Raw genomic sequence first — 20,003 nt, forward strand, 5'->3', positions numbered from 1 at the left:
CTCTCTAGTATTTGAGCGCCCGGGCGTCGAGGTGCCCGAACGGTCCGTCTTCGACGCGGTAGGCCGCGGCCAGTTCTTCACCCCGCGCGCGGTCGCCGCGGCGCAGCGCCCCGGCCAGCGCGTCGAAGCGTTCGGTGTGCACCGCGGCCCGGCGCCGCGCGTAGTCGGCGGCGGAGTCCTTGGTGACCATGAACGCCCAGTCGCTTTCCAGCGCCAGCATCGCCTCGGCGACGGCCTGGTCGGCGACGGCGTCACGAGCCGTGGTCGGCAGATCGGCGACGAGGTCCAGCAGCCGTTTCTGCAGCGCCGTGTTGGCCTCGACCATGTCCTGGACCTGCTCGCCGTCCCAGACGCGCCAGTCCTTGCCCGACCCCCACGACGACGCGGGCAGGTCGATCGGCGGGCCGACGTGCCCGGCTTCGAGCGCGCCCTTCAGCGTCGTCACGCGGACCCCGGCCTCGGGCAGTGCGCGCAGCACACCCTCCAGCCAGGCCGGTCCTTCGTGCCACCAGTGCCCGAACAGCTCCGTGTCGTACGCGGCGACCACGAGCGACTCGCGACCGTGTTGCCGTTTCAACGACCGCAGCCGCGTGACCACGGTGTCGACGAAGTCCTTGACGTGCAGGCCCAGCACGTCCGCGGCGAGTGCCGGGTCGTACGGCGCCTTGTCCTGCGGCTCGATGGTCTTGCCCGTGACGCGCGACGCCTTGAGGCCGACCTCGTGCGCCCAGGTGTGGAAGTCGCGGTACGCGGCGTGGCCGGGGTAGCCGGCTTTCGGCGACCAGACGCGGTAGGTGACTTCGAGATCGCGGCCGAAGGCGAGGACGTCGCTGTCGCCGACCGGCCGGGCGGCCCAGGTCTCCCCGCGCAGCGACGGGCCGTCGACCATGAACCGCTGCACGCCCGCGGCCGCGTAGTCGTTTTCCAGACCAGGCGCGTAGCCGCACTCCGGCGCCCAAATTCCTTCGGGTCGGGAACCGAGCCGCAACGCCGTGTCGGTGAGCCCGGCGTTCAGCGCGAACTCCCGCACCCGCGGGTCCAGCAGCGGTTGGAACGGGTGGGCCAGCGGCCCGCCCAGCACCTCGATGGTCGAGTTGTCGACCAGGGACCGCAGGATGGGGGAGAAGCCGTGCCGCCAGCGCGTCCCGAGCTCCGCGGCCGCGCGGACCGCAGTTCGGTGCTCGGCCGCGGCCAGCTCACGCAGGATCGGGTCGTCGCGCCACAGCGTCGACGCGTGCTGGGCGCGAAGCTGCCAATGGCCGAGCCAGTCGTGGCAGGCGTGGATGCTGTACGGGTCGTCGAGCTGCGCGGCGAGCACCGGCGTCATGCCGAGTGTCAGCACGTCCCGGCGGCCTTCGGCGGCGAACCGTTCGAGCAGGTCGACCATCGGCAGGTACGAATGCGCCCACGCCTGGTACAGCCATTCCTCGCCGACCGGCCAGGTCCCGTGGTGCGGCAGCCACGGCAGGTGGCTGTGCAGGACGAGACAGAACGTGCCCTCGTAGTCGTCGGTCATCGGCGCACCGCCACGGCGACCAGGTCCAGGCTCGCGTCGAGGTCGTCGCCGTGGATGTCGAAGCCGGTCGCCTCGATCGCGGCGACGTCGGCGAGCAGCGCCTCCGGCCAGACGGCCTGCCCGGGCAGCTCGCCCATGACGACGTCCAGCTGCGCGTCGATGATCGAGCCGCCGTGCCGCTCGTCGAGCGCGCGGACGGCCTTGCCGTGGTGCAGGCCGTGCAGCGTCTCGACCTCGAAACCGGCGTCGGACAGGAGCCCGGCCAGCTCGGACGGTGCCAGCTCGCGGGTGTGGTACGGATTCAGCGGCGTGTCGCTGTCCGGGGTGAAGGTGAGCCGGTTCGGGGTCGTGACCAGCAGTTTTCCTCCTGGCGACAACACCCGCCGGCACTCGGCGAGGAACCCCGCCTGGTCCCAGAGGTGCTCGATGACCTGGAAATTGGCCACGACGTCCACCGAGGCGTCCCGCAGCGGCAGGTACGCCAGGTTCGCCCGCGCGACGGCGACCTCCGGGTAGCGGCGGGCGACGTGCTCGGTCGTCGGCACGTCGTAGTCCAGCGCGAGCACCCGGCGGGCCTTAGTCGCGACGAGCCCCGCGCCGTAACCCTCGCCGCAGCCGGCTTCGAGCACCGTTGCGTCCGCGCAATGGGGGAGCAGCGCGACGTACGCGGCCTCGTGGCGCCTGAACCAATAATTCTCGACGGCGATGCCGGGCACGGTCCGTTCGCCGGTCAGGTGCAGCGCCTCGGCCCGGGTGGCTGGGGTGGTCACGTCCGCGACCCTAGCGGTGTCACGTCCGGCACGGCTGTCTCGTTCCGTCGTCATGCAACGGACCATCACCCGCGTACTCCTCGTGTTCTTCGGCGTCGTCGAGGCCGTGACCGGAATCTGGCCACTCGTCACCCCGGCCGGCTTCTACCAGGACTTTCCCGGCTTCCGCGCCGGCTGGGTCTCGATGGACGGGCCCTTCAACGAGCACCTCCTGCGCGACTTCGGCGGCCTCAACCTGGCCCTCGCGGCCCTGCTGATCGGCGCCGCCGTGATCGGCACCACAGCCGTGGCGCGGCTGGCCGGCGTGGCGGCGCTGCTGTTCGGCCTGCCGCACTTCCTCTACCACCTCGGCCACGTGTCGCATTTCGATCAAATTGATCAGGTTCTCATCATCGCGACGACCGGTCTCGGCGCCGTGGTGCCGATCGTGCTGCTGCTGATCCCCGCACGCCGGGTCAGTCCACCGGCGACACCGTGATGCCGAGCGCGCCCGGGCCGAGGTGCGCGCCGATGACCGTGCTCGCTTCGACGACCATGCTCTCGGCCATCCCGGACACGCGACGCTCGATCTGCCGGCCGATCTCGAGTTCGTGATCGCTGGCGCCGAACCGCGTCACGGCGATGTCGACGCGGAAGCCGCCCGACTTCCGCACCGCGAGGTCGACCATCTTGGCCAGCGCCCGCCGCGTGCCGGGGACGCGGGAGAGTGGCGCGACCTCGCCGTCCTTGACCGTGAGCAGCGGCTTGATGGAGAACGCGGTGCCGACCATCGCCTGCGCGGCGCCGATCCGCCCGCCTCGCCGGAGGTACTCCAGCGTGTCGACGTAGATGAACTCGGTGCTCGTGAAGCACCGGCGTTCGGCGGCTTCGATGACCCGGGCGGCGTCCCCGCCGACGGCGGCCGCCCGGGCCGCGGCGATGGCCGCGAAGCCGAGGCTCATCCCGGTGGTGCGGCTGTCGAGGACGTGCACGGGGATGCGGACCTGCTGGGCGGCCTCCCGGGCCGCGCGGACGGTGTCGGACATCCGGCCGGAGAGGTGGATGCTGACGATGGCGGTGGCGCCCGAGGCGGCGGCCTCTTGGTAGGTCCAGAAGAACGCCCCCGGGTCCGGGGGCGACGTGGTGATCACCTGGCCGGCTCTCATGGTGTCGATGACCTTGCCGCGGTCGAAGCGGTTTTCGTCGTCGAAGTGGCTTCCCATGTTGAGCTGGATCTGCACGACGCCGATGGCCCAGCGGGCGGCGACGAGGTCGGGAAGGCACGAGCTGGAGTCGGTGATGACGGCGATGCGCGCTGGCATGGTGCCGGAGGTTAACCCCTAACGGCCTACTGCGAGTAGGCCGCGGTTGGTCCGATCGGACGAACGGCGGTTCAGGTGGGGTAACCGGTCGACTACCGGGACGATAGTCCCACTAGATTGCGCATCCAGGTGAATGGCGTCACCTCGGCGGGTCCTGGCGGCGGAATGGCCCTAATCTACCGGCCAGTAGAGCACTGACCCGTGGTGCGTCCGCGGGCCACAACCGGGAGGTCGAAGAAGACCCATGACCAACATCGTTGTCCTGGTCAAGCAGGTACCGGACACCTACTCGGAGCGCAAGCTCAGCGGGGCCGACCACACCCTTGACCGTGAATCCGCCGACGCCGTGCTCGATGAGATCAACGAGAAGGCCGTCGAAGAAGCTCTGAAGATCAAGGAAGCCGGCGAGGGCGAGGTCACCGTGATCTCGGTGGGCCCCGACCGCGCGACCGACGCGATCCGCAAGGCGCTGTCCATGGGTGCCGACAAGGCCATCCACGTCTCCGACGAGGCACTGCACGGCTCCGACGCCATCGCCACCGCGAAGGTCATCGCCGCCGCGATCGGCAAGGTCGAGGGCTACGACCTGATCATCGCCGGCAACGAGTCCTCCGACGGCCGCGGCGGTGCTGTCCCGGCGATCCTCGCCGAGCTGCTCGGCCTGCCGCAGGTCACCTACGCGCGTGAGGTCACCGTCGACGGCACGACCATCAAGGCCGTCCGCGAGACCGAGGACGGCCTCACGCACCTCGAGGCGAACCTGCCCGCGGTGGTCAGCGTCGGCGAGAAGATCAACGAGCCGCGCTACCCGTCCTTCAAGGGCATCATGGCCGCCAAGAAGAAGCCGGTCGAGACCTTCACCATCGCCGACCTGGGTGTCGACGCGGGCGAGGTCGGCCTGGCCAACGCCTGGTCCACGGTCACCGAAGCCACGCCGAAGCCGCCGCGTACCGCCGGCGAGAAGGTCGAGGACGAGGGCGACGGCGGCACCAAGGTCGCCGAGTACCTGGTCGGCCAGAAGCTCATCTGACAAGGGTTCGAGGAGGAAGTAGAACAATGGCTGAAGTACTCGTCCTCGTCGACCACGTCGACGGTGAGGTCAAGAAGGTCACGCTGGAGCTGCTGACCGCGGCCCGCGCGCTCGGTGAGCCGTCGGCCGTCGTCGTCGGCCCGACCGGCACCGCGGCCAAGGCCAAGGAGTCGCTGGCCGCGCACGGCGCCGCCAAGGTGTATGTCGCCGAAGGCGACGACGCCGCGAACTACCTGGTCACGCCGAAGGTGGACGTCCTCGCCGCGCTGGCGCAGCAGGCGTCCCCGGCCGCCGTGCTCGTCACCGCCAGCGGTGAGGGCAAGGAGGTGGCCGCGCGCCTGGCCGTCCGGCTCGGCTCCGGCCTGATCTACGACGCCGTCGGCGTCAACGGCGACGGCGTGATCGACCAGTCGATCTTCGGTGGCGCGTTCTCGGTGAAGTCCAAGGCGTCGAAGGGTGTCCCGGTCGTCTCGATCCGCCCGGGTGCCGTGGAGGCCGAGCCCGCCGAGGGCGCGGCGGCCGAGGAGACCGTCGAGATTCCCGCAACCGACGCGGCGAAGGCCACCAAGATCACCGGCATCGAGCCGGTGACCGGCGGTGACCGTCCGGAGCTGACCGAGGCCTCGATCGTGGTCTCCGGTGGCCGTGGTGTCGGTTCGGCGGAGAAGTTCGACGTCGTCGAGAAGCTGGCCGACTCGCTCGGTGCGGCCGTCGGCGCGTCGCGTGCCGCCGTCGACTCCGGCTACTACCCGGCGCAGTTCCAGGTGGGCCAGACGGGCAAGACCGTGTCGCCGCAGCTGTACATCGCGCTCGGCATCTCCGGCGCGATCCAGCACCGCGCCGGCATGCAGACGTCGAAGACGATCATCGCCGTCAACAAGGACGCCGAGGCGCCGATCTTCGAGATCGCCGACTTCGGCATCGTCGGCGACCTGTTCAACGTCGCGCCGCAGCTGACCGAAGCGGTCGAGAAGCGCAAGGGCTGATTCTCGGTCCTGAAGGGCCTTCCGGGACGTCCCGGAAGGCCCTTTGCGCGTCTCCAGGACCTGAGAAGAGCCTGAGAACCCGCAATTAACTGAACGTGCACTAATCGGTCATCGGATGGCACTCTCCGCGGTTTCCTACGCCCGGGTACACCTTGACCATGACGACGTCACAGCTCCTCGTCAGCACTGATCAGGCGGGTTCCGAGCTTCCCGCGGACGCCCCCCGCTACTCCCTTCTCGTCGCCCACGCGAACGACGAAGTGGTCGCGGCGCAGCGGCTGCGGCACCAGGTTTTCGCGGAGGAGATGGGCGCGAAGCTCCATTCCCCGCGCCCCGGTCTCGACGTCGACGAGTTCGACGAGTTCTGCGACCACCTCGTCGTCCGCGACGACAACACGGGCGACATCGTCGGCTGCTACCGGATGCTGCCGCCGGACCGCGCCGTCCAGGCCGGGAAGCTCTACGCCGACAGCGAGTTCGACCTGAGCGCGCTCGACACCCTGCGGCCGTCCCTGGTCGAAACCGGCCGTTCGTGCGTGCACCCCGACCACCGCAGCGGCGCCGTCGTCAGCCTGGTCTGGGCCGGGATCGCCCGGTACATGCTGCTGTCGGGCCACCGCTACCTCGCCGGCTGCGCGTCGGTTCCGCTGGTGGACGGCGGCTCGTTCGCCGCGGGCGTCTGGGACGTCCTGCGCACCAAGCACTACTCGGACGAGGCGACCCGCGTCTCGCCGCTGATCCCGTGGGACACGTCCGCGATCGAGCGCCCGGCGCGGGCCACGCTGCCGCCGCTGATCAAGGGTTACATCCGGCTCGGCGCCAAGGTCCACGGCCCGCCGGCGCTCGACGTGGACTTCGGCGTCGCAGACTTCTTCGTGGTGCTCGACCTGCACAACGTCGACGAGCGCTACCTGAAGTTCTTCCTCGGGGTCCAGGCATGAGCCACTCCTGGATGCCGACGTCGCCCTGTGGCGACGACTGCCTCACCGGCGGCGACCCGTTCGTCGGCCTCCCGCGACGGGTGCTGCGGTTCGTCTCGGCGATCGTGGTCGTCTTTTCGGCGATGCTGGCTTCGCCGCTGCTCCTCGTCGCCCGCGGCCGGGGCCGCGAGCGGCTGGTCCGGCTGATCTTCCACGGCGTGCTGCGCGCCTTCGGCGTCCGGCTGGACATCCGCGGCGGCGACGACTTCCGCACCGCGGCCGCCGGCCGTGGCGCGCTGGTGGTCAACAACCACATCTCCTGGCTGGACATCGTCGCGATCAACGCCCTCCGGCCGATGCGCGCGCTGGCCAAGAAGGAGATCGCGGGCTGGCCGGTGCTGGGTGGCCTGGTCCGCCGCGGCGGCAGCATCTTCCTCGACCGCGAGCGGCTGAAGACGCTGCCCGCCACGATGGCCGAGCTGGCCGACGCACTGCGCTCGGGCTCGCTGGTGAGCGTCACCCCCGAAGGCACCACGTGGTGTGGCCTGGCGTCCGGCCGGTTCACGACCGCTACGTTCCAGGCGGCCATCGACGGCGGTGTCCCGGTACGCCCGATCGCGCTGCGCTACCGCCTCGCCGACGGCCGCGAGACCAGCCGCCCCGCGTTCATCGGGCCGGAGTCGCTGATCGCGTCCCTGCGCCGGGTCGCCGCGCTGCGCGGCCTGGTGCTCGAGGTCCACATCTGCCCGGAGATCGCGCCGGGCCGCGCGGAGACCCGCCACGAACTGGCCGCGCTGGCGGAGGCGGCCGTCCATTCCGCGCTGGGAACGGTCAAGATCCCGGGCCAGCAGCGTCGGCGCACTCCGCGTCCGCAGGCCGCGCCTTCAGCTCCAGCCGCGTCGTCCGATGTGGTGGTTCCCCGGGCCGCAGCCACTCACGCCGCACCCTCCCTGGCTTCGCCTCCCGCGAAGTGATCCGGGGTCTGCCGCCGCGATCCGGCGGCAGGCCCTGGTCGGCTTGCGGACGGGCCTGTTGCCGATATCCGGCGACAGGCCCGTCTCGCGTTCAGCTGACAGCCAGCGTCAGCTTCCCGCCGGGGTGCCCGCCTTCGCTTTCCGTCTGGGCCGCGGCTGCCTCGTCAAGCGGGTAGCTCTTGCCGTGTGCGATGGTGACGCCACGATCGGTCACCCAGCCGGCGACACGTTCCAGGACCTCACGCGACTGCTCACCGCCGCTGGAGAACGTCAGCCCCAGCTCGAACGCCGCGACGTCGGCGATCGTGATGATCCGCTCCTTGGAGCCCAGCAACTCGACCGAATCCGGCAGGACGCCGTGCCCGGACGTGTCGAAGACGGCGTCGACCGAGCCCGACGCGGCTTCGCGGACCCGCTCCACCCAGCCGTCGCCGTAGAGGATCGGGATGACGCCGAGGGACTTCAGGTCGTCGAGGCTCCGGCTACCGCCGGTGCCCAGGACGGTCAGCCCCTTCGCCATGGCGACCTGCGCCGCGAACCGGCCCACGGTGCCGCTGGCACCGTGGATCAGCAGCGTCTCGCCTTCGCGGACCTCGAGCAGGTCCAGGACGCGAAGGGACGTCTCACCGGCGACCGGCAGTGCTACGGCGTCGGCCCACGAAAGGCTCGCGGGCTTCGGCGCAAGCGTTTTCCCCAGGGCATATTCGGCGTAGGACCCGGTCTCGGACCAGCCGAAGACCTCGTCGCCCACGGCGAGGTCGGCGCCGTCACCGACGGCGTCGACAACCCCGGCGACCTCGAACCCGGGGGTGTGGGGGAAGTCGACGGGGAAGTTCTGGGCCATCCCACCGCCGCGGATCTTCCAGTCGAGCGGGTTGATCCCGGCGGCCCGCACAGCCACCCGTACCTGCCCGGGACCGGGCTCCGGCGTCGGAACTTCCGACAGATTCAGGACGTCCGGCCCGCCGTACTCGGCGAAGGTGATAGCTCGCATGGTGTCGTCTGCGCTCCTCGATTCGGGACCTTCGGTGTTCGAATGTCCTCTCCGCAGAGTCAACTCGCCCGGCGGGCACACCGAACCACTCGGACGAGCAGTGTTCACTAGCCGGACGAGCAGGCAGCCGACGTGTGAGCGCGCCTACGTTGGAGCCATGGACGCTTCCTGGTCGGATCCGCGACACGTGCTCGACGTCGTCGAACGGCTGTTGTCGGCGCCGCGCCCCCAGCTGCTCACCCAGTTCTCCATCGAGCTGGGAAGGCTGGTCCCGCACCGGGCCGCGGCGATGCAGACAGGGGACTGCCCGCGCAGCCCGCTCAAGGTCGTCGGCGACCCGGCGATCGCCCAGGCGGTGACGAGCGTCGAGCTGCAGCGGCTGGTCGATCGAGCCGAACCGGGCGCGGCCCTGGTGGTCGACGGCGTCCTGGGCGGTGTCGAACGCCGTCTCGTCCTGTTCGCGTCGTCGCCGCCGGTCGGCCAGGGCGCGGTACTGGTCGTGGTGCCCTCGTCCTCCGAACCGCCGGCCGCCGAGCTGGAGCTGGCCGCCCGGCTGTGGCACATCCTCAGCACGGACGCGGGCCAGCGCGCCACCGACCCGGGCCCTGAGGTCCTGGCCAGCAACCTCGCCGCGGCCGGCGCCCGAGCTCAGGCGATCACCGACCTCGGCCAGACCCACGCGACGACCCTGACGACCCTCCTGGCGGTGCTCCGGTCCGGCCGCCTGCCCGACGCTGCCGCCCGCCGGACCGCGGTCGACCTGGCGGCCGACGCGCTGCTCGAGCTCAAGGGCGTCGTCGACCGCGACCAGGCCTTGTCCGTGGAGCCGGCGGACACGGCGTTCGCCATGCTCAAGGACCAGCTCGCGGACCTGGTCCGGCACACGGACGTCGACATCGACCTGGTCGGCCCGGTCGGCGACGGCTCACTCGCCCAGGACATCGCCCACACCGCCCGGACGTTGACCCGTGGCCTGGTGCTCACGGCCCTGGACCGTCCGGCGACCACGCGCCTGCGGGCGTCCTGGCGCCTGGACGGCTCGGTCGTCCGCATCACGGTCCGCGACGACAACCCCGAGGTCGCCACCGCGGTCCCCGCCGGCGGCCTGACGGAACGCCTCACGACGCTGGGCGGCCACTGGGAGGTCGACGCGGTCCCGGGCTGGGGCACGACGGTCACCGCGGTGCTGCCCCTCGGTGTGGCCGAACCGCCGGAGCTACGCCCGCTCGACCGGCTCAACCCGCGCGAGCTCGAGGTCTTGTCGGGAATCTCCCAGGGCCTGCGTAACCGGCAGATCGCCGAGCAGCTGCAGCTCAGCGAGCACACGGTGAAGTTCCACGTCCGCAACATCCTCGACAAGCTGGACGTCACCTCCCGCGGCGAGGCCGCTGCCCTCGCACGCGACCTGCGCCTGGAGCCGCCGACGCGGTACTCCGCCTGAAATCGGCTTGACCTCCAGGGGGCTGGAGGTTGCAGGCTGCTGATCATGACCTCGACCGTCGACCCCGCACCCGTTCGCCGCAGCGTGCTCTGGAGCGCCGACCACCGGCTGACCACCATCGCGCTGCTCCTCGTGGTCACCCTGGTCGCTTTCGAGAACATGGGCGTCGCGACGGCAATGCCGACCCTGGTCGCCGACCTGCACGGACAGTCGCTGTACTCGTGGCCGTTCACGAGCTTCCTGATCTCGAGTGTGGTCGCCACGGTCCTGTCGGGCCGGATCGGCGATCGCCGAGGCCCAGCACCGGCCCTGCTCGCAGGCCCGGCGCTGTTCGCAGCCGGCCTGCTCGTCGCGGGTACGGCGACCGGCATGCCGACGCTGCTGCTCGGCCGCGCCCTCCAGGGCTTCGGCGCAGGGCTGCTCCTGGTCTCGGTCTCGCTCCTGATCGCGCTGACGTTCACCGACCGCGAGCGTCCGGTGATTTACGCCGCGAACGCCGCCGCCTGGGTTTTGCCTGCGGTCATCGGCCCGTCCGTGGCCGGGTTCCTGACGGTCAGCGTCGGCTGGCGCTGGGTGTTCCTCGGGCTCGTCCCGCTCGTGGTCATCGGCGCGACCATGCTGACGGTGGTCGTCCGCCGTCTGCCCGCGCACGTCCCCGCCACGGGCGGCCCTCGCGCGGGCGTGGTCCAGGCGATCATCGCTGCCCTCGGCGTCGCAGCCCTGACCTGGGCCGCTCAGCACCAGTCACTCCTCGCGCTCGGCTACGGCACGGCCGGGCTGATCGCCCTCGGCTATGCCCTCCGCAACCTGCTGCCGGCGGGGACGCTCACCTCCCGCCGAGGCCTCCCGACGGTGGTCGCCTCCCGGGCGTTGATCGCCGGTGCGTACGCCGGGATGGAGGCATACCTGCCTCTGACGATGAGCGCGGTCCACGGCTACAACCCGGCCCTCGCCGGCCTGCCCCTGACGATCACGGCGCTGGGCTGGTCCGCGGCATCGGCAGCCCAGGGCCGGTACCTCAACTGGTCGAGAGAGGCATCCCTGCGCACCGGCTTCTGGCTCGTCGCCGCCGGCCTGGTCTGCTTCGGTCTGGTCTCGCAGCCCTGGTTCCCAGGCTGGACGGCCTTCGTGGCCTGCGCGGTCGGCGGCGCGGGCATGGGAATCGCGATGCCCGCGATCTCGGTCCTCCTGCTCCGTTACTCGCCCGAGGGCGAACGCGGATTCAACACCTCGGCGATGCAGCTCGCGGACTGGGTCGGCTCCGCGCTGCTTATCGGCCTGGGCGGCGTCCTGCTCGGCTTGGTGGGGTCGGTCGTCAACCCATCGCCGGCGATGGCGCTGCTCACGGTCGCCTTGGTGGGGCTCGCTCTGGTGGGCGTCCGGCTGACCGGGCGCTGGCCGTCGAAGGTGTGACAGCCCACTTCAGGGTCCAGGGTGGGCATCGTCACGCGCTGGAGCGGACTACCCTGAAGGAGCGATGACCTATCTCGACCACGCGGCGACCACTCCGATGTTGCCCGAAGCCATAGCGGCGATGACCGAGGCGCTGTCCACCGTGGGCAACGCCTCAGCGCTGCATTCCTCGGGCCGCCGCGCTCGCCGGATGGTCGAGGAAGCCCGCGAGACGATCGCCGACGCCTTGGGAGCGCGTCCCTCCGAGGTGATCTTCACCGGCGGCGGCACCGAGAGCGACAACCTCGCCCTCAAGGGCATCTATTGGGCCCGCCACGACGAGCAGGAGCAGCGCCGCCGCATCCTGTGCGGTGCCGCCGAGCACCACGCCGTGCTCGACACCGTGGAGTGGCTCGAAGCTCACTGCGGCGCCGAGATCACCCTGCTAAACGTGGACGGACAGGGGCGTGTGTCGCCCGACGTGCTCCGTACCGCTATCGCCACGGAGCCCGAAAGCGTGGCCTTGGCGACTGTGATGTGGGCCAACAACGAGGTCGGCACGATCAACCCGATCCCGGAGTTGGCCGCGATCTGCGCCGAGTTCGACATCCCGCTGCACACCGACGCTGTCCAGGCGGTCGGCGCGGTGCCGGTCGACTTCACCGCCAGCGGTGCTGCCGCGCTCACATTGACCGGCCACAAGCTCGGTGGCCCCTTCGGCGTGGGCGCCCTCCTCCTCGGCCGCGATGTGACCTGCGTGCCCCTGTTGCACGGTGGCGGCCAGGAACGCAGCGTTCGCTCCGGCACCTTGGATGTCCCCGCGATCGTCGGTTTCGCAGCCGCGGTCCGATCCAGCAGCGCTACTCGGGCCGAATACGCGAAGCGTGTCGAGGAACTGCGCGACGGGCTGATCGAGGCGATCCATCGCGAGGTACCCGACGCCGTCCTGAATGGGGGAGAGGGCGAGAGGCTTCCCAGCCACGTCCATTTCACTTTTCCCGGATGCGCCGGCGACAGCCTGCTGATGCTGCTCGATGCCAAGGGCATCGAGTGCTCGACGGGATCCGCTTGCACGGCCGGCGTAGCGCAGCCGAGCCACGTGTTACTCGCCATGGGCGCAGATCCAGCAGCCGCCCGTGGCTCGCTCAGGTTCTCTCTGGGCCACACGTCCACCGCCGCCGACATCGAGGCAGTTGCAGCCGAGATCGGCGGTGTCGTCACACGCGCACGGCAGGCCGGACTCGCCGGAATGCGCAAGCAGACCCAGAAGCAAGAGGTGTAAGGCAATGCGGGTTTTGGCCGCGATGAGCGGAGGAGTGGATTCGGCGGTCGCCGCGGCGCGCGCGGTCGACGCCGGGCACGACGTCGTCGGCGTGCACTTGGCGTTGTCCGCTAAGCCCGGCACTCTGCGAACCGGTTCGCGCGGGTGTTGCACGATCGAAGATTCGCACGACGCCAGGCGTGCTGCGGACATCCTCGGGATCCCCTTCTATATCTGGGATTTCGCGGAGCGGTTCACCGAAGAAGTCGTGGAGACTTTCGTCGGCGAATATGCCGCCGGCCGCACCCCGAATCCCTGCGTCACCTGCAACGAGAAGATCAAGTTCGAAGCTCTCCTCGAAAAGGCGATGGCCCTCGGCTTCGACGCGGTCGCGACTGGTCACTATGCACGCCTGTCCGTGGTGGACGGCGTGCCTGAGCTGCGTCGCAGCGCGGACAGTGGCAAAGACCAGTCCTACGTTCTCGCTTCTCTTACTCCGGAGCAGCTCAGCCACGCGATGTTCCCCCTCGGCGACTCGTGGAAGACCGACGTGCGGGCCGAGGCGGAGCAGCGGGGCCTCTCCGTCGCGAACAAGCCCGACAGCCACGACATCTGCTTCATCCCGGACGGCGACACCAAGAAGTTCCTGGAGAACCGGCTGGGGCAGCGACCCGGCGAGCTCGTCGACGCGGAAACCGGCGCAGTGCTTGGCCAGCACACTGGCGTGCACGGGTTCACCGTCGGTCAGCGTAAGGGGCTTGGTATCGACGCCCCGGCGCCCGACGGCCGTCCTCGCTACGTCCTGTCCCTGGAGCCGGTGTCCGGTTCAGTCAAGGTAGGTTCCGTCGCCGGCCTCGGTATCAATGTGATCGAGGCGGACCGGGCGATCTGGCCCAGCGGTCGTCCGCTGACGGAGCCGACTGAGTGCGTGGTCCAGGTGCGGGCTCACGGTGGAATCGCCGATGCCGTCGCCGACGTGGACTCGGACACCATGACCCTGCAGCTTCGCGAACCTCTGCGTGGGGTCGCTCCTGGTCAGGTTGCCGTGCTTTACCGGCCGGATGCCGAGGGTGGCGACATCGTCCTGGGTAGCGCGAAGATCTCGGGTACGCGCTGAGCTCTGGTCACGTCCTCGGCTTCTTGTGGGATCGACTCGCTCGTCGACGGGTCGGATGCATCGACGGTGGCGTTGTCGAGCGAACGCGGCCGGTCGGTGTCGCGACTTTCACCGTGCCGTCGTGGGCGACCTCGTAGTTCCAACCGGGCTGATCCTTCAGCTTGCGATGACGGGAGCAGAAGGTGACCGGCTGGTACGCGACTACCTCGGCCTCACCTGGTGCTTGAGTCGGTTCGATCCCGCAGCTCTGGGCAGGGCGTGTGCAACCGGGCTGCCGGCACTCTTGGTCCCGGACGCGGATGAACTCGTCGTGGGCCGGATCGAGCGGGTAGCGCGTCGGTGACAGCTCGATCACCTGACCGGTACGCGGGTCGGTGAGAACCCGTCTCAGCGTCGTGCTGGGCCCGCTGATGATGCGACGGGCGACCGATGCCGCGATCGGGCCACGGCCAGCCAACGTTGCCGGTAGGTCGTTCAGGCTCAGGTAGGTGGCCAGATCGACGTGCAAGAACACTTCGGTCCGCGCGGTCGGCCCACCCGTGCCGCTGAGCAACAGGTCCAAGGCGACGTCGGCTCGGAGCTGGTCCAGCGTTCGCGTCTCTCCGGGCGTCTTCAGGGCTCGGGCAGCCTCGTCGATGCGGGCGTAGACGGCGGTCGCCTTCTCGGTCGGAGCGTTGTTGATCGACAAGTGAGTCACGGCGGCGTCTTGGTGGTGCAGACTGAACCGCCGTTCCATGAGTTTCTGCTCAGTGCGGCTCGCGGCGCCCTGCGGGTCGGCTTTCGCGGCGGCGTAGGCCGCTGCCCGGCGGACTTGGGTGGCGTTCCGCCCAGGAACCCGGTCTTCGAGCGCTTCATCGACGACGCGCACGAAGTCGCCGGAAAGCCAAGCCGTGGCGTCCGTGACCTTCATGGCGCGATAGAGGTCCAGCCTGCCGTCGTCCATCAGGTTGAGCATGCGGGGAAGCCGGGCGATCAGCGCGTTGGCTGCGGAAACAATGGCGCTGGCCCGGTGTTCCGTTATGGACAATGCCAACGCCACCTCGGAAGCTGTGCTGGGCGCCCGTCTCCGACGCACGCTGAGGTCGGCGATGGCTCTTAGCTGCAGTGCTTGAAGCTTGGAGATCTCGGCGTCGGTGTTGCGAATCAGGTCGACAACTTGGTCGTCCTTCATGTGTTGCAACGTATCCGGGTCTGCGCGAACGGACCTCAGAACCAACGGAAGGTTGTCGTCGGCGTTCTGGGAATCGGCCGCAGAGTTGAGCTTGCGAAGTGGCTGCGAAGGTGACATGAGTGCGACCGTACGGCAATTTTCAAGGAAATTACCGCGGAGGGCACGAACGGTCCTTTCGCGCCCTCCGTGGCTTGACATGCCTGGGCCAGTTCGGGAATGGTCGGCGTGTGTGGATCGGTTCCGCCCCGCATTGGGGAGTGCAATGACCGACCAATGTCCTATTCGGACAATCAAGCTGAGGGGTCGTTCAGAGCTTCAGCTTGAACCCGGTGTGGGTCGGTTCGAAACCAAGGCGCTCGTAGAATCGGTGTGCCTGTGTCCTGGAGGTGTCCGACGTGAGCTGAACAAGAGCGCACCCGCGTCGCCGCGATTCGTCGATCGCCCACTGGATGAGGTCGGCGCCGAGGCCGGATCCCCGATGATCCGCGCGGATCCGCACCGCCTCGATCTGGCCGCGAAGGGCACCGCGCCTCGCCAAGCCTGGAATCATGGTGAGTTGCAGCGTTCCGACGGCTTGGTCATCAGACACGACGACGACCAGGAGCTGGTTCGGATCCGCGTCGATGTCGTCGAATGCTTGCAAGTACGGGACAAGGTCGGCGGGATCGTCGCGGGCCGCGCCGAGCTGGTCGTCCGCCAGCATGTGCACTATCGCCTCGACGTCGTCGCGCCGTGCTTTGCGGATGGTGTGGTCGGTCACGGCGCCAGTATCACAGTGCGCGGGTGAACCCTTGATAGCTGTGTTCGAACCCGAAGCGCGCGTAGAAGTCTCGCAGGTCGGCGCGGGCGAGGCCCGAGTCCAGGTGGAGGCGGGTACAGCCGCGTCGGCGGGCTTCGTCGATGCCCCAGCTCAAAAGCGCGCTCGTCACTCCTCGGCGGGCGGCGCGGATACCTTCCAGGTGGCCACGGGTCGAGCCGTCCCAGGCCAGCCCGCGCGTCACCGTCAGTTGCGCGGTGCCGACGACGCCGGTGTCGTCCTCCGCTACGACCAGCGTGACGTGCGGGGTGCTCGTGAGTTCGCGAAGTGCGGCTGCCAGCGGTCCACCTGGTGCGTCGAACAGGCGCGCGAGTGCCTCGATGTCCGTCGCCCTCGCGCGTCTGATGACATCCATTGCGCCCAGTATGCAGGAAGTCCTCAGGGCACCGTGTAGTGCCGGACTCCGTCGACCGTCTGCGCGTTCAGTTTGCCTTGCGAAACCAACAGGTCGAGGTGAGCCGCGGTTTCCAGGACGGCGAGCGTCTGGTTGAACGAGTCCATTTCGGACAGCTTGCGGTTGCGGCGGGTCCATCCGGTCCGGTCGGCGGCCTCGAACGCGGTGCTCGCGCCGGCAGCGATCTGCCCGCCCATGGTCTCGAGGCGTTCACGGTGGTGTTCCAGTAGTTCGTCGACCCGTGTGTGCACGCTCTCGGACACCGGACCGTGGGCGGGAAGCATGCGACGGTCAGGCATGGAGCGCACCAGGCGCAGCGAATCCATGAAGTCGTTCAGGGGCAACTCGGCCGGCACCGGCTGGAACCCGATGGACGGGGTGATGTGTGGCAGCACGTGGTCGCCGGAGAACAACAGATCGGCCGTGTCGTCGACGAAGACGACATGTCCGCTCGTGTGCCCCGGGGTGGCGACGATGTCGAACTCGCGTCCAGGCATGATCGATCGGCGGCCTGGTGTCAGCCACTCGTCGGGTGCTTCCCACAGATCGGCTTCCCTGTGGCGCCGATCCGTGCCGAACTCGCGGCCCAGGGCATCGACGACGCCGGCGGCGCCGGCCTGGAACAGGAGGTCGATCTGGGCTTCCATCGGCAGCCGGTCGGGGTTGCCCGAAACCTTCAGTGACGGTTCTTCGTCTTGACCGAGGGCGATCTTCGAACCGAACTCACGGCGGAGCACGACCGCCTGCGAGTAGTGGTCGCGGTGGACGTGCGTCACGAGGAACTCGCTGACGTCGGCGAGCTCGGCACCGATCCCGCCGAGGGCGTCCGCCAGCTGTTGACGGGCCACGTCCAGCGCCCAGCCGGAATCGACCAGGACCAGCTTCTTGCCGTCCGTGACCGCGTAGACGTTCACCGCACGAAGGCCGTCGTTGGGCAGCGGCAACGGGATTCGGTAGACGCCCGCCGACACCTCGTAGATCCCGGGTTCGGTCCAGATCCGGTCGCTGCTTTCCGGCAACGGTTCCACGGTGACCTCCGTCCCGGCGAGACCCCGGCGTCCCGGCCTTTTCTTCACCCTGAGCCGTGCCGGGCCCGCTGTCCACCGGGAGGAGATGAGACGCCGGTCACTAGGTCAGTCGGTGTCCTGCTTCAGGGCGGTGTCGATCGTGAGGGCCGCGGCGACCACCATGCTGGCGAGCGGATCCGGCAGGGGGTGGGGGATCTCGACGACGTAGTTGTCGGCCGTGGTGAAGGCGGCCTTGATGAACCCGCCCCAGGTCTTGGTCACCCGGGCGACCTCGGTGTCGGCGTGGTCCCGGATGGAGAAGTTCCAGGCCCGCCAGTTCTCGGCGAAGATTCCGCCGACCGGACGGCCGTCGACGACGAAGCCGAAGCGGATCTTCCCGAACACGTTCTCCTGGACGATCTCGCCGATCGGGGTCTCGTCGGCTCGGGTGACGAGGAACCGGGACTTGAACACCTTGGCCGGCCGGGTCACCTTCAGCACCGTGCTGTGGTTGGCGTCGCGGACCTCGAACTTGTGTGTCAGGAACTGGTCGTAGTTGGTCAGGAGCCGGATCGCCTTCTTCAGCGTGCTCTGGCCGACCTCGACTACCCCGCCGATGCGGGTGCCGTTCTGGTCGAAGACGCCGAACTCGTTGGCCATCTCGATCAGCTTGGCACGCTGGTTCACCACCAGGACCGGCTCGGTGAACAGCGTCCCGCCGCCGGTCCGCGCACCACCGCGGCCGCGGGTGGCGCGGCCGACCTGGCTCTGGATGCGCGACGGGTCGTGGGCTCGCTCGATGTCCAGCTCGATCGGCTCGGAGTCGCTCGGCGGAGCCTGGTTGGCCGGACGTGTGTTGGCGGTCCAGGCCTGGCCGTCCCACCAGCGATGCAGCCGCGGGTCCCGCGAGTCGGGGTACCAGCCCGGTTGCGGTGGCGAACTCGTCATGACCGGGCAGCCTATCCGCGTGGGCGCGCTCGCGGGCCGGGGAAAGAGAAATGCGTCGAATGTCCGCCTCTACGAGATCCGGTGCGGTGGCCCGGTCGGCGTCGGTGGGTGGTGGTCGACCACAATCCGGGTTGTGAGCGAACGACTTTGGCCCAGCGGGGCCGCGACGGCGATCGGCTCGATGCCCGGCACGGACCCGGCGGAGGCGGCGGCGATCGTGTTCGGCGAGCTGCCGGACTTCCCGCACGTGCCGGAGTTGCCCGCCCGTGGCGTCGGCGCGGACATGCTCGGGCGGACGGCGGCGCTGCTGGTGGACCTGGCCGTCGAGGTCGTACCCAGCGGCTACCGCGTCGCGGCACGGCCGGGGCACGACCACCGCCGAGCAGTCGACCTGCTTCGCTGGGATCTGGACGCGGTGCAGGAAGCCCGCGAGAAGGCCGGGGTCACGCCGCCGGTCTTCAAGGTCCAGCTCGCCGGGCCGTGGACGCTCGGCGCGGGGATCGAGCTGCCCCGCGGCCACCGGGTCCTCACCGACCGCGGCGCGCTGCGTGACTTCACGGCATCCCTGCTCGACGGACTCGCCGAGCACGTCGGGGAGGTCCGGTCCAGGACCGGCGCACCCGTGGTCGTCCAGTTCGACGAGCCGTCGCTGCCCACGGTTCTGGCCGGAGGGCTGTCGACGCCGTCCGGGTACGGGAACGTCGCGGCAGTGCCGGGGCCCGAGGCCCGTGACCTGCTCGCCACCGTCATCGAAGGCGCGCGCACGATCACCGGTCAGCCGGTGATCGTGCACTGCTGCGCCGCGGAACCGCCGCTCGGTCTGCTGCGTGAGGCCGGCGCAGACGCGCTGGCGTTCGACCTCAGGGCACTCGATGGCGCGTCCGCCGCGTTCCTCGACGAGATCGGCGAGGTGTGGGACAGCGGCGCGACGCTGTTCATGGGCGCGATTCCGACAACGGCCCCGTCGGCTCCGTTGAGCTTGAAGGACGTCGGCGAAGCGCCGTTCCGGCTGGCGAGCCGGCTCGGCTTCAACCACAGCGTTCTGGCCGAACGCGCCGTGCCGACCCCCGCCTGCGGTCTCGCCGGTGCGACGCCGGACTGGATGCGCCGGGCTCTCGCGCTGTCCCGCGACCTCGGCAAGGCCTTCGTGGAGCCACCGGAAGGGTGGTGACGGAATCCGGCGACTCGCCGACGTCGGCGTGGCACGCCAAGTAGCGTGGCGGGGAAGCCGACCGAACGAGGATCACCGATAGCCATGCGCCTGTTCCGCCGCAAGAGCACCGCCACCGACCCGCCCGACCCGCGCACCGCGTGGCCGGAGCAGCATGTGCCGGAAGACCCGGCCGTCGCCGCGGAGACGTTCTGGCAAGGCTGGTACGACCTGCTCCCGATGGTCAGCGCGGCGCTCGGCGAGGGCGAGCCGCACCGGGTCGAACACGAGCTCTGCCAGCTGGTCGAGGCTCTGCACCCCCGGCTGCACTTCTCGCTCGAACGTGGTCGCCGGTCGATCTACGCCCTGGTCGTGACCGGCCAGGAGGACCCGGAACTGCGGCCGTTCACCGACGCGTGGCGCGCCGCCGCGCCGCCGGACGACGCCATCTGGGAGTACCACGACTCGGTTCCGCCGGTGCCCGATCCGACCGAGGTGACCGTCAATCTCGGCGAGCACCGGATCTCGCTGGCCGACGTCCGGGTCGTCGCCCAGGTGGAGGACGACGTCGTCGACGTCGCCGTCTTCCACCCCGGCTTCCGGGACCTCGATGAAGCCGCCCGCCAGACCATGACGTTCTTGCCCCTCGACGCCACATTGGGTGAACGACTGGCCGCCGAACGACTACGGCGTGTCGAGACCGCGGAGACCGAGCCGGCGGGTGCGATCACCCTTTTGGAGTTCCGCGAACTGGTTCGCGGGCTCGGCGGCGGGACATCCGAAAATGTCGGTGCCGCCGACTAGGGTTACCACC

At 69.7% G+C, this 20,003-nt stretch carries 20 protein-coding genes; 11 read left to right on the forward strand and 9 right to left on the reverse strand.

What is annotated here, in order from left to right:
* Nucleotides 1-4 precede the first annotated feature (4 nt).
* Nucleotides 5-1,516: a 1,4-alpha-glucan branching protein domain-containing protein gene (locus tag ACIOD2_RS23695; protein ID WP_400541710.1), complete on the reverse strand. Its 1,512-nt coding sequence runs from the start codon at nt 1,514-1,516 to the stop codon at nt 5-7.
* Nucleotides 1,513-2,286, reverse strand: coding sequence for a class I SAM-dependent methyltransferase (locus ACIOD2_RS23700; protein WP_400541713.1), 774 nt, complete (start codon nt 2,284-2,286; stop codon nt 1,513-1,515). Before ACIOD2_RS23700 ends, ACIOD2_RS23695 begins: the two co-directional genes overlap by 4 nt.
* Nucleotides 2,287-2,338: 52 nt before the next feature.
* Between ACIOD2_RS23700 and ACIOD2_RS23705 the strand changes: the two genes are divergently transcribed.
* Nucleotides 2,339-2,764 carry a hypothetical protein gene (locus ACIOD2_RS23705; protein WP_400541716.1) on the forward strand — a complete coding sequence of 142 codons (426 nt, stop codon included), beginning with the start codon at nt 2,339-2,341 and terminating at the stop codon, nt 2,762-2,764.
* On the opposite strand, the gene ACIOD2_RS23710 is transcribed toward ACIOD2_RS23705, so the two are convergent.
* Entirely contained in the window at nt 2,742-3,587 is an 846-nt protein-coding gene (locus ACIOD2_RS23710) for a DegV family protein (RefSeq protein ID WP_400541719.1), read from the reverse strand. The genes ACIOD2_RS23705 and ACIOD2_RS23710 overlap by 23 nt on opposite strands.
* Nucleotides 3,588-3,831: 244 nt before the next feature.
* Between ACIOD2_RS23710 and ACIOD2_RS23715 the strand changes: the two genes are divergently transcribed.
* The 4 genes from ACIOD2_RS23715 (at nt 3,832) to ACIOD2_RS23730 (ending at nt 7,497) form a co-directional block, all read left to right on the forward strand.
* Nucleotides 3,832-4,617 carry an electron transfer flavoprotein subunit beta/FixA family protein gene (locus tag ACIOD2_RS23715; RefSeq protein WP_400541722.1) on the forward strand — a complete coding sequence of 262 codons (786 nt, stop codon included), beginning with the start codon at nt 3,832-3,834 and terminating at the stop codon, nt 4,615-4,617.
* A gap of 26 nt (nt 4,618-4,643) precedes the next feature.
* Complete coding sequence (locus ACIOD2_RS23720) at nt 4,644-5,603, forward strand: electron transfer flavoprotein subunit alpha/FixB family protein (protein WP_400541725.1); 960 nt, start codon at nt 4,644-4,646, stop codon at nt 5,601-5,603.
* 158 nt (nt 5,604-5,761) lie between these two features.
* Nucleotides 5,762-6,544, forward strand: a complete 783-nt coding sequence (locus ACIOD2_RS23725) for a GNAT family N-acetyltransferase (protein ID WP_400541728.1) — start codon at nt 5,762-5,764, stop codon at nt 6,542-6,544.
* Complete coding sequence (locus ACIOD2_RS23730) at nt 6,541-7,497, forward strand: lysophospholipid acyltransferase family protein (protein WP_400541731.1); 957 nt, start codon at nt 6,541-6,543, stop codon at nt 7,495-7,497. Before ACIOD2_RS23725 ends, ACIOD2_RS23730 begins: the two co-directional genes overlap by 4 nt.
* A 91-nt stretch (nt 7,498-7,588) precedes the next feature.
* On the opposite strand, the gene ACIOD2_RS23735 is transcribed toward ACIOD2_RS23730, so the two are convergent.
* The gene (locus ACIOD2_RS23735) at nt 7,589-8,491 is read right to left on the reverse strand and encodes an NADP-dependent oxidoreductase (protein ID WP_400541734.1); all 903 of its coding nucleotides are present in this window, start codon (nt 8,489-8,491) and stop codon (nt 7,589-7,591) included.
* A gap of 157 nt (nt 8,492-8,648) precedes the next feature.
* Here ACIOD2_RS23735 and ACIOD2_RS23740 point away from each other — a divergent pair, with 157 nt between their 5' ends.
* From ACIOD2_RS23740 to mnmA, 4 genes are all read left to right on the forward strand, one after another.
* The gene (locus ACIOD2_RS23740) at nt 8,649-9,932 is read left to right on the forward strand and encodes a LuxR C-terminal-related transcriptional regulator (protein ID WP_400541737.1); all 1,284 of its coding nucleotides are present in this window, start codon (nt 8,649-8,651) and stop codon (nt 9,930-9,932) included.
* Between the two features lie 45 nt (nt 9,933-9,977).
* Complete coding sequence (locus ACIOD2_RS23745; RefSeq protein WP_400541740.1) at nt 9,978-11,345, forward strand: MFS transporter; 1,368 nt, start codon at nt 9,978-9,980, stop codon at nt 11,343-11,345.
* A gap of 64 nt (nt 11,346-11,409) precedes the next feature.
* Nucleotides 11,410-12,606: a cysteine desulfurase family protein gene (locus tag ACIOD2_RS23750; protein WP_400541743.1), complete on the forward strand. Its 1,197-nt coding sequence runs from the start codon at nt 11,410-11,412 to the stop codon at nt 12,604-12,606.
* Nucleotides 12,607-12,610: 4 nt separating this feature from the next.
* Nucleotides 12,611-13,702, forward strand: a complete 1,092-nt coding sequence (gene mnmA / locus ACIOD2_RS23755; protein WP_400541746.1) for a tRNA 2-thiouridine(34) synthase MnmA — start codon at nt 12,611-12,613, stop codon at nt 13,700-13,702.
* A gap of 7 nt (nt 13,703-13,709) precedes the next feature.
* Here the strand turns inward: mnmA and ACIOD2_RS23760 are convergent, their stop codons facing one another.
* The 5 genes from ACIOD2_RS23760 to ACIOD2_RS23780 all read right to left on the reverse strand — a co-directional run bounded on the left by ACIOD2_RS23760 (nt 13,710) and on the right by ACIOD2_RS23780 (nt 18,039).
* Nucleotides 13,710-14,990 (reverse strand): DUF222 domain-containing protein, encoded by a 1,281-nt coding sequence (locus ACIOD2_RS23760; RefSeq protein ID WP_400541749.1) that lies wholly within the window; start codon nt 14,988-14,990, stop codon nt 13,710-13,712.
* A gap of 190 nt (nt 14,991-15,180) precedes the next feature.
* The gene (locus ACIOD2_RS23765) at nt 15,181-15,633 is read right to left on the reverse strand and encodes a GNAT family N-acetyltransferase (RefSeq protein WP_400541752.1); all 453 of its coding nucleotides are present in this window, start codon (nt 15,631-15,633) and stop codon (nt 15,181-15,183) included.
* 10 nt (nt 15,634-15,643) lie between these two features.
* Complete coding sequence (locus tag ACIOD2_RS23770) at nt 15,644-16,045, reverse strand: GNAT family N-acetyltransferase (RefSeq protein WP_400541755.1); 402 nt, start codon at nt 16,043-16,045, stop codon at nt 15,644-15,646.
* A gap of 23 nt (nt 16,046-16,068) precedes the next feature.
* Nucleotides 16,069-17,112, reverse strand: a complete 1,044-nt coding sequence (locus tag ACIOD2_RS23775; RefSeq protein ID WP_400541758.1) for an MBL fold metallo-hydrolase — start codon at nt 17,110-17,112, stop codon at nt 16,069-16,071.
* A 105-nt stretch (nt 17,113-17,217) separates the two neighbouring features.
* Nucleotides 17,218-18,039: a phospholipid scramblase-related protein gene (locus ACIOD2_RS23780; RefSeq protein ID WP_400541761.1), complete on the reverse strand. Its 822-nt coding sequence runs from the start codon at nt 18,037-18,039 to the stop codon at nt 17,218-17,220.
* A gap of 133 nt (nt 18,040-18,172) precedes the next feature.
* On the opposite strand from ACIOD2_RS23780, the gene ACIOD2_RS23785 reads away from it, so the two are divergent.
* Both ACIOD2_RS23785 and ACIOD2_RS23790 read left to right on the forward strand, forming a co-directional pair.
* Nucleotides 18,173-19,210, forward strand: coding sequence for a methionine synthase (locus ACIOD2_RS23785; RefSeq protein WP_400541764.1), 1,038 nt, complete (start codon nt 18,173-18,175; stop codon nt 19,208-19,210).
* 84 nt (nt 19,211-19,294) lie between these two features.
* On the forward strand, nt 19,295-19,993 hold the full coding sequence (locus ACIOD2_RS23790) for a hypothetical protein (RefSeq protein WP_400541767.1): 699 nt from the start codon (nt 19,295-19,297) through the stop codon (nt 19,991-19,993).
* The last annotated feature ends 10 nt before the right edge of the window (nt 19,994-20,003 follow it).

The organism is Amycolatopsis sp. NPDC088138, from assembly GCF_044741685.1.
Lineage (GTDB): Bacteria > Actinomycetota > Actinomycetes > Mycobacteriales > Pseudonocardiaceae > Amycolatopsis.

What these genes read in the sequence shown, in the direction of transcription:
- ACIOD2_RS23695 (WP_400541710.1), bottom strand. Translation starts at nt 1,516, where the DNA reads ATGACCGACGACTACGAGGGCACGTTCTGTCTCGTCCTGCACAGCCAC.
- ACIOD2_RS23705 (WP_400541716.1), top strand. Translation starts at nt 2,339, where the DNA reads ATGCAACGGACCATCACCCGCGTACTCCTCGTGTTCTTCGGCGTCGTC.
- ACIOD2_RS23710 (WP_400541719.1), bottom strand. Translation starts at nt 3,587, where the DNA reads ATGCCAGCGCGCATCGCCGTCATCACCGACTCCAGCTCGTGCCTTCCC.
- ACIOD2_RS23715 (WP_400541722.1), top strand. Translation starts at nt 3,832, where the DNA reads ATGACCAACATCGTTGTCCTGGTCAAGCAGGTACCGGACACCTACTCG.
- ACIOD2_RS23720 (WP_400541725.1), top strand. Translation starts at nt 4,644, where the DNA reads ATGGCTGAAGTACTCGTCCTCGTCGACCACGTCGACGGTGAGGTCAAG.
- ACIOD2_RS23725 (WP_400541728.1), top strand. Translation starts at nt 5,762, where the DNA reads ATGACGACGTCACAGCTCCTCGTCAGCACTGATCAGGCGGGTTCCGAG.
- ACIOD2_RS23730 (WP_400541731.1), top strand. Translation starts at nt 6,541, where the DNA reads ATGAGCCACTCCTGGATGCCGACGTCGCCCTGTGGCGACGACTGCCTC.
- ACIOD2_RS23735 (WP_400541734.1), bottom strand. Translation starts at nt 8,491, where the DNA reads ATGCGAGCTATCACCTTCGCCGAGTACGGCGGGCCGGACGTCCTGAAT.
- ACIOD2_RS23740 (WP_400541737.1), top strand. Translation starts at nt 8,649, where the DNA reads ATGGACGCTTCCTGGTCGGATCCGCGACACGTGCTCGACGTCGTCGAA.
- ACIOD2_RS23745 (WP_400541740.1), top strand. Translation starts at nt 9,978, where the DNA reads ATGACCTCGACCGTCGACCCCGCACCCGTTCGCCGCAGCGTGCTCTGG.
- ACIOD2_RS23750 (WP_400541743.1), top strand. Translation starts at nt 11,410, where the DNA reads ATGACCTATCTCGACCACGCGGCGACCACTCCGATGTTGCCCGAAGCC.
- mnmA (WP_400541746.1), top strand. Translation starts at nt 12,611, where the DNA reads ATGCGGGTTTTGGCCGCGATGAGCGGAGGAGTGGATTCGGCGGTCGCC.
- ACIOD2_RS23760 (WP_400541749.1), bottom strand. Translation starts at nt 14,990, where the DNA reads ATGTCACCTTCGCAGCCACTTCGCAAGCTCAACTCTGCGGCCGATTCC.
- ACIOD2_RS23770 (WP_400541755.1), bottom strand. Translation starts at nt 16,045, where the DNA reads ATGGATGTCATCAGACGCGCGAGGGCGACGGACATCGAGGCACTCGCG.
- ACIOD2_RS23780 (WP_400541761.1), bottom strand. Translation starts at nt 18,039, where the DNA reads ATGACGAGTTCGCCACCGCAACCGGGCTGGTACCCCGACTCGCGGGAC.
- ACIOD2_RS23790 (WP_400541767.1), top strand. Translation starts at nt 19,295, where the DNA reads ATGCGCCTGTTCCGCCGCAAGAGCACCGCCACCGACCCGCCCGACCCG.